At 71.7% G+C, this 16,396-nt stretch carries 9 protein-coding genes; 1 reads left to right on the plus strand and 8 read right to left on the minus strand.

Annotated elements, in window-relative coordinates; genetic code table 11:
• Position 1: 1 nt before the first annotated feature.
• From CFP66_RS00345 to CFP66_RS00355, 3 genes are all read right to left on the minus strand, one after another.
• On the minus strand, positions 2 to 8,335 hold the full coding sequence (locus tag CFP66_RS00345) for a type I polyketide synthase (protein ID WP_158227987.1): 8,334 nt from the start codon (positions 8,333 to 8,335) through the stop codon (positions 2 to 4).
• Between the two features lie 14 nt (positions 8,336 to 8,349).
• On the minus strand, positions 8,350 to 9,693 hold the full coding sequence (locus CFP66_RS00350) for an NAD(P)/FAD-dependent oxidoreductase (protein ID WP_094919745.1): 1,344 nt from the start codon (positions 9,691 to 9,693) through the stop codon (positions 8,350 to 8,352).
• A 66-nt stretch (positions 9,694 to 9,759) separates the two neighbouring features.
• On the minus strand, positions 9,760 to 10,053 hold the full coding sequence (locus tag CFP66_RS00355; RefSeq protein WP_198961173.1) for an acyl carrier protein: 294 nt from the start codon (positions 10,051 to 10,053) through the stop codon (positions 9,760 to 9,762).
• Between the two features lie 533 nt (positions 10,054 to 10,586).
• Here CFP66_RS00355 and CFP66_RS00360 point away from each other — a divergent pair.
• Positions 10,587 to 11,246 carry a response regulator transcription factor gene (locus CFP66_RS00360; RefSeq protein WP_094919747.1) on the plus strand — a complete coding sequence of 220 codons (660 nt, stop codon included), beginning with the start codon at positions 10,587 to 10,589 and terminating at the stop codon, positions 11,244 to 11,246.
• A gap of 10 nt (positions 11,247 to 11,256) precedes the next feature.
• On the opposite strand, the gene CFP66_RS00365 is transcribed toward CFP66_RS00360, so the two are convergent.
• The 5 genes from CFP66_RS00365 to CFP66_RS00385 form a co-directional block, all read right to left on the minus strand.
• Positions 11,257 to 12,732 carry an amino acid adenylation domain-containing protein gene (locus tag CFP66_RS00365; protein ID WP_094919748.1) on the minus strand — a complete coding sequence of 492 codons (1,476 nt, stop codon included), beginning with the start codon at positions 12,730 to 12,732 and terminating at the stop codon, positions 11,257 to 11,259.
• A complete protein-coding gene (locus CFP66_RS00370; RefSeq protein ID WP_198961174.1) occupies positions 12,729 to 13,778 on the minus strand; it encodes an acyl-CoA dehydrogenase family protein in 1,050 nt (349 codons plus the stop codon). Before CFP66_RS00370 ends, CFP66_RS00365 begins: the two co-directional genes overlap by 4 nt.
• Positions 13,779 to 13,946: 168 nt before the next feature.
• The gene (locus CFP66_RS00375; RefSeq protein ID WP_143517064.1) at positions 13,947 to 14,600 is read right to left on the minus strand and encodes a TetR/AcrR family transcriptional regulator; all 654 of its coding nucleotides are present in this window, start codon (positions 14,598 to 14,600) and stop codon (positions 13,947 to 13,949) included.
• An 84-nt stretch (positions 14,601 to 14,684) separates the two neighbouring features.
• A complete protein-coding gene (locus CFP66_RS00380; RefSeq protein ID WP_094919751.1) occupies positions 14,685 to 15,080 on the minus strand; it encodes an SCP2 sterol-binding domain-containing protein in 396 nt (131 codons plus the stop codon).
• Between the two features lie 17 nt (positions 15,081 to 15,097).
• Positions 15,098 to 16,369 carry a cytochrome P450 gene (locus CFP66_RS00385; protein WP_094919752.1) on the minus strand — a complete coding sequence of 424 codons (1,272 nt, stop codon included), beginning with the start codon at positions 16,367 to 16,369 and terminating at the stop codon, positions 15,098 to 15,100.
• Between the last annotated feature and the right edge of the window lie 27 nt (positions 16,370 to 16,396).

Raw genomic sequence — 16,396 nt, forward strand, 5'->3', positions numbered from 1 at the left:
CTCAGAGCAACGAGTTCGCGGCGGTCATTTCCTCGTCGAACCGGGCGAGCAGGTCCTCCTGCTCGTCCTGCGGCTCGTCCTGCGGCCGAGTCGTCGCGGGGGCGCGCTCTTCCCACGCCGCCGGCTCCTCCTGCGGCTGTTCCTCGCTCGGCACCTCGCCGCCCGCGATCGCCAGCTCGCCGATCAGGTACTCGGCCAGCACCGTGGCGTTCGGGTACTCGAAGGCCAGCGTCGCCGGCAGGGCGCAGGCGAATCGCCGTTCCAGCCGGACCCGCAACTCGAGCGAGGTCACCGAGTTCATGCCGAGCTCGAAGAAGCCCTGTTCCGGGTCGAGGTCGTCGGGCGAGGCCACACCGAGGACGATTGCCAACTCGGTCAGCACCCAGTCCACGACGGTGTCCCGACGTGCGGCGGCATCCAGGCCCGCCAGCCGTTCGGCGGGGGAAGCGTCCCCCTCCGCACCGGACTCCTGCGGTTCGAGTTCGTCGAACAGCGGCCAGCGCACGGCCTGCCGGTACATGCGCAGCAGCAGGCCCCAGTCGGCCTCCGCCGCGAAGAACGTCCCGCGCACGCCGGTGCAGAGGCGGTCCAGCAGGTCGGCCGCGAAGGTCGCGTCGTGCACGGACAGCCCGCTGCGGGCGAGACGGGATCGGCTCATCGCATCGGACAGGTCCGGTTCCACGACGGCGGGGACCGCCACGCCCACCGCGGGCAGACCCCGGGCCGCGCGGGTGGCGACCAGGGCCCGCAATGCGCCGTCCCCGACGGCGGTGCGCCCGGAGCCGGGCGCGCCCCACTCCGCGGCCAGCCCGGTGCACACCACGAAGTGGTCCGGTGCCACGCCCGCCGCCTCGCACGCCCGGTGCAGCTGCCACGCGCCGAGCGCCCTGGCCCGTCCGTCCGCCAGCGCCAGCGCGGGGTCGGTTGCCGTGTCGGTGTCGAGCAGGAAGTTCATGCCGAGCCAGAAGACGCCCGTGACCGGCGCTCCGGCCGCGCCCCGCATGATCGCGGCGGCCGCGTCGGGGTCGGCCGGATCCCCCGCGGCGACCGCGAGCTCGACACCCTGAGCGGCCAGGGAGGCTTCGAGTTCCGGTCCGGCCACCGCGGCCGACGCGCCCGCGAGGACGATCCGCCGGGCACCGCGCTCGGCCAGCCGCTCCGCCAGTTCCGCGGCGAACCTCCCCCCGCCGCCCGCCACCAGGTAGCTCGCGTCGCCACGCGCCACGAACGGCCGGTCCGTGCGGGCCGGCGAGTCGTCCGAGTGCTCGATCCGCGCGACGAGCCGCCGGCCCGACCGCACCGCGACGTGGTCCTCGCCGTCCCCCGCCAGCATCGCGTCGACGACCGCGCCCGCGTCCTCCCGCGGCGTCACCCCGTGGGGCTCGAGGTCGAGGACGCCGCCCCACACCGCGGGGTGCTCGAGACCGGTGATCCCGGCGAGTGTCCACATCGGAGCTCGCAGCCCCGCGGGCACGTCCAGGTCGCCGACCGCACAACCGTGGCGGGTGACGAACCAGAGCCGTTCGTCCGGTCCCGCACCGAAGCCGAGTGCCGCCGCCGTCTCCGCAGCAGAGCGGTAGCACCAGGCCGCCTCGTCCATCCCCCGGTCGTCGGGTACCGCGCCGGGCACGTCGAGCGTCCAGAGGTGCACGACTCCCCGGAACCCACCCTGCTCGCGCAGTGCACGGACGGCGCCGCGCACTGCCGCACCGTCCTGCGGCGCCCGCAGGAGGACGGCGTCGCCGCCGCGTTCCTCCAGGGCGCGGGCGACCTGGTCGGCCACCCCGAACCCGTCGGCGAGCAGCAGCCAGCGCCCAGCCGACGCCGCGCCCTCCGACGCCTGCGGCCACGGCTGTTCCCGCCAGCGCATCCGCTGGACCGGCAGCACCGGCACGTGAGCCGCCGTACCGCGCAGGGTCATCGCGTCGACGTGCACGAGCGGTGTGCCGTCGAGCAGTTCGGCGCGGATCGTCAGCGAAGGATCGGAACCCCGCTCGAGCACCGTCACCACGATCCGCACCCGCTCGGCGGCGGCGGCGGCGTGTACCACCATCGATCCGATCCGTACGGGCACGGCGTCCGGCAGGCCGGTCGCCCGCCGGGCCAGCTCCAGCGCGATCGGGAGCACCCGGGGTGGCAGCACCCACCGCCCCGGCACGGCGGGCATCTCGGCGATCACCTCCACCCGGTCGGTGTCCGCCCGGACCACGCGAAGGCCCAGGTCGAGCCCGCCCACGGCCTCCGACCACCACTCGACCAGGTCCGGTTCGACCGAGGTGGGGAGTCCGTCCTCGGCGGGCGTCTGCCAAGGATCGAGGTCGACGATGCCGGCGGCGATCAGGTGCCCGCCTCGGCCCGTGCCGTCGTACAGCCGCAGGGCCCGGCCCCGGAAGTCACCGGTCACCTCGACCTGCGCGAGCACCGGCGCATCGACGCCGTGGCCGTGGCCGTGGAGATCGAGGTCGACCACTCGGGCTCCACGGTGCCCGGTGAGCTCCAGGGCGGTCGCGGCGACCAGCTCGACCCAGACCGCGCTCGTCTCCGGGCCGACGGCGCGGTGGCCGGCGACGGCTTCCGCGGTGACCTCGGCCTCGAACAGGTGCCGCGGTGAGTCGGGCGGTGCGACCGACCCCACCAGCAGCGGATGCCGTGCCGGTCGGGTCGAGGGCATCCCGGTGGCCGGCCGGTCGTGTTCGACCCAGTAGCTCCGGTGCTGCCAGGCGTAGCGCCCGGCAACCACCCGGTCCGCGGCCGGCAGCACGGCGTCCCAGTCGACCGGGAGCCCGTGGGCGTGCAGCGCCGCCAACCCCGCCGACAACGCGGACCCACCCGGCTCGTCACGCCGCAGGGAGGCCGCGCTGACCCCGCCGCGGACCGGCTGCGCAGCCGAGTCCCGCAGCTCCTGCCCGATCGCCTGGAGCAGCACGGGGTGCGGCGAGAGCTCGAGGAAGTCCCGGTGCCCGTCGGCGATCAGCGCCCGCACCGCGTCGGCGAAGCGGACGGGTAGGCGGATGTTGTCACCCCAATACCGGGCGTCGAGTGCCGCCCCGTCCACCCGCCGGCCGCGCACGCTCGAGTACAGCGGCACCGGACCCGCCGCAGGGGCCAGGTGCTCGAGCTCGGTGGAGAGTGCCGCGCGGAGCGGGTCCGCGAAGGGGCTGTGCCCGGGCCCTCCTGCGGTGACCATGCGGGTGAACACGTTGCGGGCGCGCAGCCTGCCGGTCAGCTCGTCCAGCGCGTCGATCGTGCCGGACAGCACCGTGTTCTGCCCGCTGTTGACCCCCGAGACCCACATCCGGTCCGGGTGGGCGGCCAGCTCGGGCAGCAGCTGCGCCTCGGGCAGCCCGACGACTGCCATGCCGCCCTGGCCGAGGAGCCCGTGCAGCAGCCGGGTGCGGCGGGCCATCACCTCGGCGGCCTGGTCGAGGTCGAGCGCGCCCGTCGCGTGGGCCGCGGCCACCTCCCCCATGCTGTGCCCGACGACCGCGCTCGGGTGCACGCCCCACGCCCGCCATCGCTCGAACAGGGCCACCTGGATGCTGAAGATCAGCAGCTGTTGGTTCAGCTCCGATCCGGGGTACACGCCGGTACGCAGCGCCTCGAGGACCGACCAGTCCAGGTGCCTTCCCAGCGCCTCGTCGCACCGCCGCACGGCGGCGGCGAACACCTCGTCGGTGTCCAGCAGATCGGCGGCCATGCGCGGCCACTGCGAGCCGTAGCCGGAGAACACGAACACCGGGCCCGCATCTTCCGAACCGGCGACGCCCGTGACGATCCCGGGCCCGGTCCCGCCGTGGACGAACTCGTCGAGGCGGGCGGCGAGTTCGGCGCCGTCGACCCCGTGGACGGCCAGCCGGTGGTCGAAGTGCGTGCGCCGCAACGCGGCTGTGCGGCAGAGCGCCGCCGCCTCGGGATGGCCCGGGTCGACGAGCAGGGCCCGGTACGCCTCCGCCTGCGCGGGCAGCGCCGCCGCCGACGGCGCGGACACCGGCAGCACCAGCCGACCGGTTTCCGGGCCCGATCGAGGCCGCTCGATGGGCGGCATCGATCCGAGGACGACGTGCGCATTCGTCCCGGTGAGACCGAACGCACTGACGCCGGCCACTCGCCGTTCCGCCGTCCACTCCTGCTCGGTGTCGGCGACTCGCACCGGCAAGCTGCTCCAGGACACCTCGGGGGTGGGTGTGCGGAGGTGGATCTGGCGCGGGATGCGCCGGTGGTGCACCGCCAGCACGGCCTTGATCAGCCCGGCGATGCCGGAGGCCGCTTCGAGGTGACCGATGTTCGTCTTGACCGACCCGACCGGGCACCGGTCCGCATCCGAGCGCCCGCGCAGCACGTCGCCGAGGGCGTTGAGCTCGATCGGATCGCCCAGCGGTGTGCCGGTGCCGTGGGCCTCCACGTAACCCACCTCACCGGGGGCCACGTCGGCGTCGGCGAGCGCGGAGCGCAGCACGTCCTGCTGCGCAGGGCCGTTCGGGACGGTCAAGCCGCCGCTCGCGCCGTCGTTGTTCACCGCCGAGCCCAGCAGCATCGCGTAGATCTCGTCGCCGTCCGCAAGCGCCTTGGCCAGGGGTTTGAGGACGACGACGCCGCAGCCCTCCGCGCGGGTGTAACCGTCGGCGGAGGCGTCGAAAGTCTTGCACCGGCCGTCGGCGGCCAGCGCTCCCGCCAGCCCGCTGGACTCGTGGATGACCGGCTTCACGATGAGGTTCACCCCGCCCGCCACCGCGACGTCGCACTCGCCCGACCGCAGGCTGCGCAGCGCGAGGTGCACGGCGACCAGGGAGGAGGAGCACGCCGTGTCGACCGCCAGGCTCGGGCCGTGCAGCCCGAGGAAGTAGGAGAGCCTGCCCGCGCTGGCGGCGAAGGAGATGCCCGTCCCGTAGGAGGCATCCACGTTGCCCGGGTTCGCCGCGACCAGTTCGGCGTAGTCGTGGGAGTTCATGCCCGTGAACACACCGGTCCGGCTGCCCGCCAGGCTCGCGGCGGGGATCCCCGCGTGCTCCAGTGCCTCCCAGGACACCTCCAGGAACATCCGCTGCTGCGGGTCCATCCCGCGTGCCTCGCGCGGGGGGATGCGGAAGAAGGCGGCGTCGAACTCGTCGATGCCCTCGAGGTAGCCGCCCGGCCAGGTTTCCCCGTTCGGGAACCGCCCCTCGGGGGCGGGGCCGATCGCGTCGACGCCCGCGCGCAGCAACTGCCAGTAGTCATCCGGCCCGTTGACCCCACCGGGGAACCGGCAACCGATCCCGACCACGGCGATCGCGTTCGGCGGCAGGCCGTCGGCGTCGGCGCTGTCGGCGGCGGCGGCGAGGGTGCCGGGCCCGACGGCCGGCTCCGGGAACTGCGGGACCCCCTCGACCAGCAGCGTCGCGAGGTGCTCGGTGAGCCGCCGGACCGTCGGGTGGTCGAACGGCGCGGTCTTGCCGATGGGAACGCCCAGCACAGCGCTCAGCCGCTCCCCCAGCGCGACCGTGCCCACGCTGTCCATGCCCATCTCCGTGAACCCCTGGGTGCGACGGACGGACCCGGCCGATTCGAAGCCGAGCACGTCGGCGACCGAACCGGCGACCAGCTCGGCCAGATCGCCGGAGCGGGGCGGTCCGGCCGGGATGTCCGCGTGCGCCACGGGTGCCGCTGCCGGTACGGGTGCGGGCGGCACGTCCCGACCCGACTCGTCACGCGCGAACCACAGCGGCGGGCCGGTCCACGGGTAGGTCGGCACCTCGGCGGGCGGCCCCGGCCAGGGGCGTACCGCCGTCCAGTCGATCTGCACGCCGGCCTCGTACAGCGCCACGAGCCCGTCGCCGAGCGCGTCGCGGTCCTCCTGGCCGCGCCGCAACGATCCGGCGGCGACCCCCTCGACCCGCCTGGCGCGCAGGGATTCCAGGATCGGCCCCACCAGCACCGGATGCGCGCCGAGTTCCAGGAACACCCGGTGCCCGGCGTCGACGAGCCGGTCCACGGCCGCACCGAACCGCACCGGCTCGCTCACGTTGCGTCCCCAGTGGTCGGGATCGAGGGTCCCGCCGGGTGCCGCTCCCGCCGTGGTGGGCTCGAGCGGAACGGTCGGCGCCGAGGGCGCCACCACCACCTCCGCGGCGAGCTCCTGACCGAGCGGGCGCAGCGCGGGGGTGTGGAAGGCGTACTCGCCCGGCATCAGACGGGCCTGCACGCCCCTCTCGGTCAGGTGGGCCACCAGCGCCCGTACCGCCTCGGTCTCACCCGAGACGACGGTGCTCGCCGGCCCGTTGACCGCCGAGACCCACACCGCACCGGACAAGGCGGCCAGTTCGGCGGCGACGTCGTGCTCCGGCAGCCGGATCGCCGCCATCCGTCCCGTGCCGTGGGTCTGCTGCAGCAACCTTCCCCGGTGCACGATGAGGCCGGCGGCCTCGCCGAGGGTCAACGCACCGCCGACGTGCGCCGCGGTGATCTCGCCCATGCTGTGTCCGACGAGGGCGGCCGGAAGCACCCCCCAGTGTTGCCACAACCGTGCGAGCGCGACCTGCACGGCGAACACCGCGGGCTGCGCGAACTCGGTGCGCTGGAGCGGGCTGTGCTCGGCGGGCGCGCGCAGCGCCTCGAGGACCGACCAGCCGGCCCGCTCCTCGATGGCCGCGTCGCACTCGCGCAGTGCGGCGACGAACACCGGCTCGCCGCCGATCAGGCCGGTGGCCATGCCCGGCCACTGCGCCCCTTGCCCGGAGAACACGAACACCACCGACGGCGCCTCGGCGTCGGTGGAGCCGAGCGGCGCGCGGTCGAGATCCTCCCCGAGCCGCTCGGCCAGCCGCTCGGCCAGCTCCCCCGCGTCCCGACCCGCCACCGCCAGTCTGCGTTCCGGGTGGTGGCTCCGCCGCGACCCCGCCGTGCCCAGGTAGGCCGCCAGTTCCGCGGCGTCGGCCACGGCCGAGCCGGACAACCCCTCCCGGTGTGCCCTGGCGAGCGCCGTGAGAGCCGCACCGCTGGTCGCCGCGAGCGCCAGGACCCGCGGCGCGGTGTCGTCGGCTCCGCCCGGCGGCGTTCCGGCCGGCGGTACGGCGGGTGCCGCTTCGAGGATGACGTGGGCGTTGGTCCCGCTGAGGCCGAACGAGCTCACGCCCGCCAGCCGCGGCCTACCCGGATCCGGCCAGTCCACGGTCTCGGTCGGGACCTCCACCGGCCAGCTGTCCCAGCGGATCGCGGGATTCGGCTCGGCCAGGTTCAGGTGCGGCGGCACGGTGCCGTGCCGCATCGCGAGAGCGGCCTTGAGCAGCCCCGCCATGCCCGACACCGAGTCGGTGTGCCCGAGGTTGGTCTTCACCGAGCCGATCATCAACGGCTGCGAGCGCTCGGCGCCGTAGACGCGGGCGAGGGAGCCGACCTCGATCGGATCGCCGAGCGGGGTGCCGGTCCCGTGCGCCTCCACGTAGCCGATCTCGGCCGCGGCCACGTCGGCGCTGCGCAGCGCGGTCCGCAGCAGGTCCTGCTGCGCCACACCGTTGGGGACGGTGAGGCCGGCGCTGCGACCGTCGTGGTTGACCGCCGAGCCGCGAACCACGGCCAGGATGCCGTCCCGGTCGGCGAGCGCGTCGTCGAGGCGCTTGAGCACCAGCATCACGCAGCCGTCCCCGCGGACGATGCCGTCCGCCCCGGCGTCGAAGACCCGACACCGCCCGGAATGCGACATCGCCCCGATCCGGCACATGAAGAGCGTGAGGTCGGGGGACAGCTGCAGGCTGGCCCCGCCCACGAGGGCGAGGTCCGACTCCCCGGTCAGCAGGCTCTGCCGAGCGAGGTGCAACCCGACCAGGGACGACGAGCACGCGGTGGACACCGACATCGTCGGGCCGTTGAGGCCCAGCAGGTACGACAGCCGCCCGGGACCGAAGCTGGCCTCCTTGCCCGACATGTGCCAGGGATCGATCCCGGCCTCCCCTGCCTGGCGTCCGTGCAGCAGCAGGTAGTCCGCGCCCAGGGCCGCGGTGAACACGGCTGTGCGCGAGCCGGCGAGCGTGGCGGGCACGATGCCCGCGTCCTCCAGCGCCGACCACGCGGTCTCCAGCAACAGGCGCTGTTGGGGGTCCATCTGGCGGGCCTCGCGCGGCGCGATGCCGAAGAAGGCCGCGTCGAACCGGTCCGCGTCGGGCAGGAAGGCGCCGTGGCGGGAGTACATCCGACCCGGCGCGTGCGGGTCGGGGTCGTAGTAGCGATCGAGATCCCACCGCGACGGGGGAACCTCGGTGACGACATCGGTGCCCGCCAGCAGCAGCTTCCAGAGGTCCGCCGGGCTGTGCACGCCACCCGGGAAGCGGCAGCCCGCGCCGACTACGGCGATCGCGCCACCCATGCCGCGTCCACCCATCAGAACATCGGTGCCGCGGTCGGTGCCTTGAGGTCACCGAGGTGGCGATGCCACAGGTGGTCCGGGTTCTCCTCGACCACCTTGATCACATCGCGCATCGCGCGCAGCACCCGCGGATCGTCGTCGTCGTAGACGTCGCCCTGGAGCATCTTCAGCACGTCCAGGCGGTAGCGCGGGTCCTGCACGAAAGCGGTGAACAGGATGTTGAGCCGGTAGTAGTTCGAGATGAACTCGTACCAGTTGCTGACCCCCCGGCGGATCGTGGACTCGTAGCCGGCGAATGCAGCCTTGCCGAAGTCGCCCTCGGCCGCGGCGGCGATGATGTCCCGGCAAGCGAGCCGGGCGCTGTTGAGCGCCACGCTCACCCCGCTGGAGAAGATCGGGTCGACGAATCGCGCGGCATCGCCGACCAGCACGAATCGATCGCCAACGATCTCCTTCATGGCGTAGCTGTAGTCACCCTCGGCGACGAACGGGCGCACCCGCTCGGCGGACTCCAACGCCGACCGCAGCTCGGGCCTGCTTCCGACGGCCTCCCAGAAGAACTCCTCGCGGTCGGCCTTCGACGCGGCGAAGTGCTGCTTCTGGGTCACCACTCCGACACTGGTCACGGTCTCCGTGATCGGGATCTGCCACACCCAGGTGTCGGTGATCGGCAGGAAGTGGATGAAGATGTAGTCGGCCTTCTGCGAGTCCGGGGTCAGCGCCGTGCGGTCCAGGCCGTCGAACCAGGTGTGGATCGCGTACTGCTTGAACACCGGATCGGGCACCTTGACACCGAGTTGCCGGCCGAGGAAGGTGCCCCTGCCGCTGGCATCGACCACCATGCGGGCCCGCACCCCTGCGTCCTGTTCGCCCGTCACGATGTGCACCAGCACGCCGTCCGCGTCGAACTCGACCCGCCGCACACGCGTACCTTCGAAGACCTTCGCGCCCTGGCTGTTGGCGTGCTGCAGCAGCAGGTGGTCGAACTTCGCGCGGTCCACGTGGTAGGTGTAGTCCTGGTGCACGCCCTCCTGGTCCGTCTCCCGGAACTCGATCTCCGCAGCTCCCAGGCCCCCGTGCAGCCCGCTGAAGCCGGCCGACGGGATGTCCGAGGCGGCCGACGTCCACGCGGCGCCGTACTTCCTCGGGAATCCGGCCTGGTCGATCAGTTCCAGGGCACCGATCTCGCTCAGCACCGGGGTGGTGGCGGGCACGAGCGATTCCCCCACGTGCGGCCGCGGGAACACCGCGCTCTCGAAGAGCACGCAGGACAGCCCCGCACGGGAGAGATAGGAGGCGACGGTCGATCCGGCGGGCCCGCCGCCGATGATGGCGACGTCGTAGTCGAACTCGGTCATGTCAGTTTCCCTCACAGATCCGTGCGGACTGGCACCGCGCGACGTCCGATTCCGCTGAATCGCGGGTCACACTCGCGCCGCAGGGTCGGCCTGCAACGACACGACGAGCGCACTGATCGCGCCCAGGTCCTTGAAGTTGGCGCCGAACACCGCTTCAGGAGGAACGAAGAGTCCGAAGTCGGAACGAATATAGGCGATGAGCTCGGAGATGCTCAGCGACGTGAGGATGCCCCACTCCAACAATGGAGTCCGGGCATCGACTTCGGCGCCCGGGTCCTTGATCACCCGATCGACCAGGAATTCTCTGAGTCGCTCGACGACATCCTCGTGGCGCAGGGTCTGGTCATGCACATCAGGCACTGGCGTTACCTCCGAAACCGGCCGTCGAATCATGGTTCGTCGAGTGGAACACTGTTCGGACGGCCGCTGGACCACGGGTTCGATCTCGACCTCGGCCGCACTCGCCCGTCGCCGGCGGACCCTCGACGTGTGGCTGAAGGCTATCTTCTGATCGACTCAACGGCCTCCCTCCCGCGAACGAATCAGCCACTCCGACTTTGGACGGAGATCGCCATTCTCGCTGCCACGAGCCGAATTCCTTGACCGTTGACCTTTGCGCACAGCGGCCCGCCCGCCGCAGAGACGTTGCCGCAACGACGAGCGGTCATCCGCGCGTCATCTGACGACCGACCGATACCTGAGATGCGACACAGATCCGCCCGGAGGCCGCGGAGGCCCAATTTCTACGCCTGCCGAAAAACTGGTCGACCGCGTCACACTTCCGAGGACGGCTTGAATCTGATCACCTCACCCATAGTATCGAGGCGGACACCTACGGTGCCGCACACGTCTCGACAGACCCTGCGAAGACGACCTGACTACGGAGAACGGTGATGAGCGTGCCCACCGAAATGCCGAAGATCAACGTTTCGTTACTGGGCCCGCGGGACCCGTTCTGGGCAGAGCTGGTCGTGGGGTTGCGCAGCCAGATCGACCTGGAGATTCAGACTGCCGCCGCGACACCGGCCGTGCACGCGCGGCGCCGGCGCCCCCTGCCGAAGGTGGTGATCGCCGACCCGGAGCCGGCCTACGTGCACGCAGCGCTGAGCCAGCAGGTCCCGTCGCACCCGGAGCCGAAGATCCTGCTGCTCTCCGGATCGGAGACAACAGCGGCACCGGTACCCCGTCAGGTGCGTGGGGTGCTGAACAGGGAACAGTCGGTGCAGGAGATCTCGGCCGCGATCCGCCTCGTCGCAGGCGGCTACTGGCTGTCGTCGAGCACCATCGGCGAAGACGGGGGCGGCGCCGCGCGCACCGGCATCGACGTCGCCCCCGACGCCCTGGCCGACCTCAGCGACCGCGAGCTCGACGTGCTGCGGCTCATCGCGGGCGGTTTCACGAACGCTCGCATCTCGGAGGAGCTGTTCCTGAGCACCAGCACCGTGAAATCACACATCCAGAGCGTGTTCGGAAAGCTGGGGATCAAGAACCGCACCCAGGCGGTCATCTACGCCTACGAGGGTGGCGTGGTCGACCCTCCGCCCACCCGGTGAGCGGTCGCCATCAGGTCAGGCTGCCCTGCTGGATGGCCGCCACCACCGCCGCGCTGTCCCGCTTGCCGTTGGACGTACGCGGCAACTGCGACACCTCGTGCACGGCGTCCACCAGCATGTAGGTCGGCAGGCGCCGCGCGCCGTGCTGCTTGACGGCCAGCAGCGACGGCGCGTGCCGCCCGTCGGCGGGCACCAGCACCGCGTGCAGCTGCGCATCGAGGCCGTCGCCGACGACGACGACCAGGGCCTCCGCCACCGCCTCGTGCTCCACCAGGACGGTCTCGATCTCGGCCAGTTCGATCCGGTGTCCCCTGATCTTGACCATGTGGTCCCTGCGGCCCACGTAGTCGAGGTCGCCGTCCGTCGTACGACGCACCAGGTCGCCCGTGTGGTAAGGACCCACCTGGGGTGCGGCACCCCAGTAGCCCAGCATCACCGTCGGGCCGGACACGACCAGCTCCGTGCCCGTGCCGTCGGGGGAGGCCACCAGTTCCAGCGCGTCACCCGAGCACGCGCGGCCGATCGGCACCGTGCGCGCGGGAACGGCCTCGAGCGGGCCGACCTCGTAGGAGGCGCAGACGTTCGTCTCGGTGGGCCCGTACCAGTTGAACAACCGGACCTCCGGCCAGCTCGCGCGCAGCTGCCGGACGTGCTCCACCGCGAACGGTTCGCCCGCGAACACGCAGCACCGCAACGTGGTCGTCGCGAGGCCGTCCAGCAGGCCACCCTTGGTGATCATCAGCGCCAGCGCGGACGGCACCGAGTACCAGATCGTCAGCTCCCGCTCGGCGATCAACCGCACGAGCTGCTCCGGTGCGTACGCAGCCTCGCCTCCGACGAGGTGCACCGATGCGCCGGCCAGGAACGCGCCGTAGAGGTCGAACACCGAGAGATCGAAGTTGAACGGAGCGTGGTTGGAGAGTCGGTCGTCCGGCCCGACCCGCAACTCCGCGCAGGCCCACCGCACGAACGCCAGCGCGTTGGTGTGGCTGAGGCACACGCCCTTGGGCTCTCCGGTGGACCCCGACGTGTACAGGATGTAGGCGAGGTCGTCCTCCGCCGAGGAATGGTGCGCCGGGGACACCGACGCCTCGACGTCCCGGGCGAGCGCACCCAGCTCACGCCACTGCGGCCCAGCCGGGTTCCCCGAGGCCCGCGCCAGGCCGTCCTCGTCGGCGACGACCAGGGCCGCCTGACAGCCGAGAGCGATGCGCTCGACCCTGGCGGGCGGGTTGGACGGGGCCACGGGCACGTAGACCGCGCCGACCCGCAGGCAACCCTGCATCAACGCCACGGCGCCCACGCTCTTGGCCGTCCAGATCACCACCCGCTCGCCCGGCGTCACCCCGCAGGTCAGCAGGGCTGCGGCGTAGCGGTCGGCCAACCGGTCGAGCTCGCCGTAGGTCACGGCGGTGGTGGCGTCCTGGACAGCAAGGGCGTCGGGATCGCGGCGAGCGGACTCGACGACCAGATCGTGCAGCCTCACAGCCCCATCTCCCTTGCGATCACGTTCTTCTGGATCTCCGAGGTACCGGAGAACAGCAAGCTCGGCACGCTGTCGCGCAGCGCCTTCTCGACCCCGGCCTCGACCCGGTACCCCTCGGCGCCGAAGAGCCGTACGGCATCCAGCGCCCCGGCCACGACCCCCTCCGAGACCGCCAGCTTCGCGAGGGCGATGGCCAGGTTCGCAGGCCCACGTCGATCGATCTCCCAGCAGGCGCGGTAGAGCAGGAGTCGCGCGGATTCCGCCCGGAGCTTCATGTCGGCGATCCGGTGCGAGACCCCCTGGAACTCCGAGAGCCGCCTGCCGAACTGCCTGCGCGTGCCCACCCGGGCGCACACATCGTCGAGTAGGCGGTCGAGCAGGCCCAGGTACCCGGCGAACAGGCAGCTACGCTCCCAGCTCATCGAATGCTGGAAGATCGCCGCTCCGCCGCCAAGCGCACCCAGCACGTTGGCGGCGGGGACGAAGCAGCCGTCGAAGGTCACCGAGCCGGCAGGCACCGAGTCCAGGCCCATCTTGGCGAACGGCTCACCGCGGTACAGCCCCGCCGAGGAGGTGTCGACGACGAACCCCGTCTGGCCCAGATGGCCCGAGGCCGCGTCGGTCGTCGCGTAGGTCACCACCAGGTCGGCCACCGGCCCGTTGCTGACGAAGCTCTTCACACCGTCGAGCACGTATCCGCCGGGCACCGGCCGCGCCGTGGTGGCCAGCCGGGCGACGTCGGACCCGGCCTCCTCCTCGGTGATGGCGTTTCCCGCGATCAGCGCGCCCGAGCACATTCCCGGCAGGTAGCGGTCCCGCACTTCGTCGGACCCGAACCGCGCTACCGACACCGCGCACGCGAACAGGTGCGCCCCCGCAGCGAACACCAGGCCGACGTCCGGCCAGCCGCGCCCGAACGCCTCGAACAGCCGCGCCGTGTCCAGCGCGCCGTACCCGCCGCCGCCGTATCGGCTCGGCACCGCGAGGCCCATCAGACCGAGCTCGGCGAGCGCGGTCCACTGCCGCCTGGTGTAGGGCCCCGGCACCACCGGAGCGTCCGCGTGCAACTTCCTCGTCGACTCCAGGACCGACCTGTACCGGTCGGCCTGCTCATCCGTCCAACCAAAGTCCACTGCAAACTCCAGCTTCCGGTCCGGCCAGTGGCGGGCTCGGCAACGATCGGGACGCGGTGGCGTCCGTCGGCGCGCGCCGGCTCAGGTCCGGCGCGGGAACAGGTCTGCGCTGATGTAGTGCTGCAGGACGGGTGCGACCAGGCGCACGACCTCGGTGGCCGCCAGCGCGGCCAGCGGTCCCATCCGCAGCACGTAGCGCATCATCGTCAGCCCCACCAGGTGGGAGCTGACCAACGTGCACCGCAGATCCGCGTCCGGCATGTCGATGCTCTCCCGCAACTGGGTGAGCAGAGTGGTCTCGAAGAACCGGCACAGCTCGTCGGCGGCGTCCTCGTGGGTCAGAGCCGAGCGCATGACCGCCAGCAGGGTTTCCCGGCCCCGGGGCGTCTCCCACTGCGACAGGACGTGTTCGAGCAATGGTGCGGCCACCAGCTCCGGTCCCGCTGCGAATACCGCCGGCGGCGGGATGAGCGCCTGCAGCGACTGCAGAACGGATTCGTGGAACAGGTTCTGCTTCGATCTGAAGAAATAGAGGACGAGAGCCGGATCGACCTCCGCGTGCCGGGCGATGTGCCGGACGCTGGCCTTCTCGTAGCCCATCGCCGCGAACATCGCCCGGGCGGCCGCGCGGATCTGGTAACGCGTGTCGGGCGTTCCGCGCCGGCGGCCCCGACCGGTGGCGCGGGACGCTTGCGTCGTCGCTGCCGGCCCTTCCTCGACCGATGCACGAATCACGCCGGACGACGTTTCCGGTTCCACGTCCCCGACTTCCGCATCCGTTCGCACACCCACTACCGCTTCCCCCGCGCTGCCACCTGCTCAGGCCGGGATCGCACAGAGCCCGCGCATCGTGGCCACGAGCTGCTGGTAGCCCGTCGACTGCACGAGCGGCATCATGGCGGTCAGCTTCGCCATGTTCCCCGAGGGCCGCAACCTGCCCGACATGAACGCCTCGGAGGCGGCGAGCTCCCCAACGAGGATACGAAGGTTGTCGGCGAACGTGGTGGCGATGCTGATGTCGGGCTGCGGGGCATCCCCGAGCACCGCATGCTCGATCCGCCCGTCGCGAACGTCGAAGTAGTAGTGGACGTCGGCCCGCCCATCGGGAACCTCGGTGATCAGGTACTGCACCACCAGACTCAGTCCGGGCTGCTCGGCCAGCTTTCTGCCACGCCTGCTGAACTCGGCGAAGAATTCCTCGGACAGGTACTCCATGCGAGATCTACCTTTCCCTACCGGTTCGTGACCTTCACCTGCAGTGCCTTCATCCCCCGCATGGTCACCAGCGGCCGGTACTCCGGCTCCTCCGTGACCTCGATCCGGGTGAAGCGCTCGAGCAGCCTCGCCAGCGTGAGATCCGCTTCCAGCTTCGCCAGCGACCAACCGAGGCAGTGATGCACTCCCGCGCCGAAGGAGAGGTGGCTCGCGTCCTGGCGGCCGACGTCGAACCGATCCGGGTCCGGGAAGTACCCGGGGTCCCGGTTGGCCGAGGCGAGCATCGCGATGACCGTCTGGTGTCGCGGGATCTCCCTGCCCCCGACCACCACGTCCTCCAGTGAGGTCCGCATCAACAGGTGGATCGGCGGCTCGCAGCGCAACACCTCGTCGACGGCGGTCTCCACCAGGGTCCGGTCCTCGCGCACCCGCCGCTCCTGGTCCGGGTTGCGGTGCAGCGCGAGCACCATGTTGCTGATCGTGTTGGTCGCCGTCTCGAAGCCGGCACCCACGACCGTGTTGCAGATGACGAGCAACTCCTGGGCGGTCAGCCGGTCGCCCGCGTCCTCGGCCTCGATCAACGCGCTGATCATGTCGTCGCGCGGGTGCGCGCGGCGCTGCGCGATCAGGTCGGTGAAGTAGGAGTCGGTGAACTCCGCCCCTTCGTCGGCCTGCCGGAGCTGCTCGGGTGTGATCGCGATGTCGAAGGTCTGTTGGAAGGCCCGCATCGGCTCGCGCAGCGCCGGGGCCTCTTCGGTGGGCACCCCGAGCAACGTGGTGATCACCGCGAGCGGCAGCGGGAAGGCGAAGTCGTTGAGCAGATCCCCCCCGCCCGCCTCGGCCAGTGGATCGAGCATCTCGTCGACCAGCCCCGCGACGGACTCCTTCATCTCCGCGACGCGACGCGGGGTGAATGCGTGCTTGACCAGATTGCGGAGCCGGCTGTGCTCGGGCGGGTTCTTCCAGAGCATGCTCGCGGCCATCCGGCGCAGGGCCGCGTGATCGTCCCAGTCGCCGCCGAACTTGTTGCCGATGAACAGCGGGGCGTCCCGGCCCATCCGGCGGTCCCGCAACATGGCGTTGACGTCGTCGTAGGCGCTGACCAACCACATTCCCATCGCGCTGTGATGGACCGGCGCGATCTCCCGCAGCCTCTGGTAGAGCGGGTACGGGTCCTGGCGTCCCTGCGGAGTGAGGACGATCTGCGCCACCAGCGCATCGGCCTCCTCACCGTGCGCGCCGCCCTCCGGCCGCGGCGCCGCCGGGACTGCCGAAGTGTCCGTCGTCATCCTGGTTCCCTCCGAGACGTCATCGTG

The organism is Pseudonocardia sp. MH-G8 (assembly GCF_002262885.1).
Taxonomy (GTDB): domain Bacteria; phylum Actinomycetota; class Actinomycetes; order Mycobacteriales; family Pseudonocardiaceae; genus Pseudonocardia.

What these genes read in the sequence shown, in the direction of transcription:
- CFP66_RS00345 (WP_158227987.1), bottom strand. Translation starts at nt 8,335, where the DNA reads ATGGGTGGCGCGATCGCCGTAGTCGGCGCGGGCTGCCGCTTCCCGGGT.
- CFP66_RS00350 (WP_094919745.1), bottom strand. Translation starts at nt 9,693, where the DNA reads ATGACCGAGTTCGACTACGACGTCGCCATCATCGGCGGCGGGCCCGCC.
- CFP66_RS00360 (WP_094919747.1), top strand. Translation starts at nt 10,587, where the DNA reads ATGAGCGTGCCCACCGAAATGCCGAAGATCAACGTTTCGTTACTGGGC.
- CFP66_RS00380 (WP_094919751.1), bottom strand. Translation starts at nt 15,080, where the DNA reads ATGGAGTACCTGTCCGAGGAATTCTTCGCCGAGTTCAGCAGGCGTGGC.
- CFP66_RS00385 (WP_094919752.1), bottom strand. Translation starts at nt 16,369, where the DNA reads ATGACGACGGACACTTCGGCAGTCCCGGCGGCGCCGCGGCCGGAGGGC.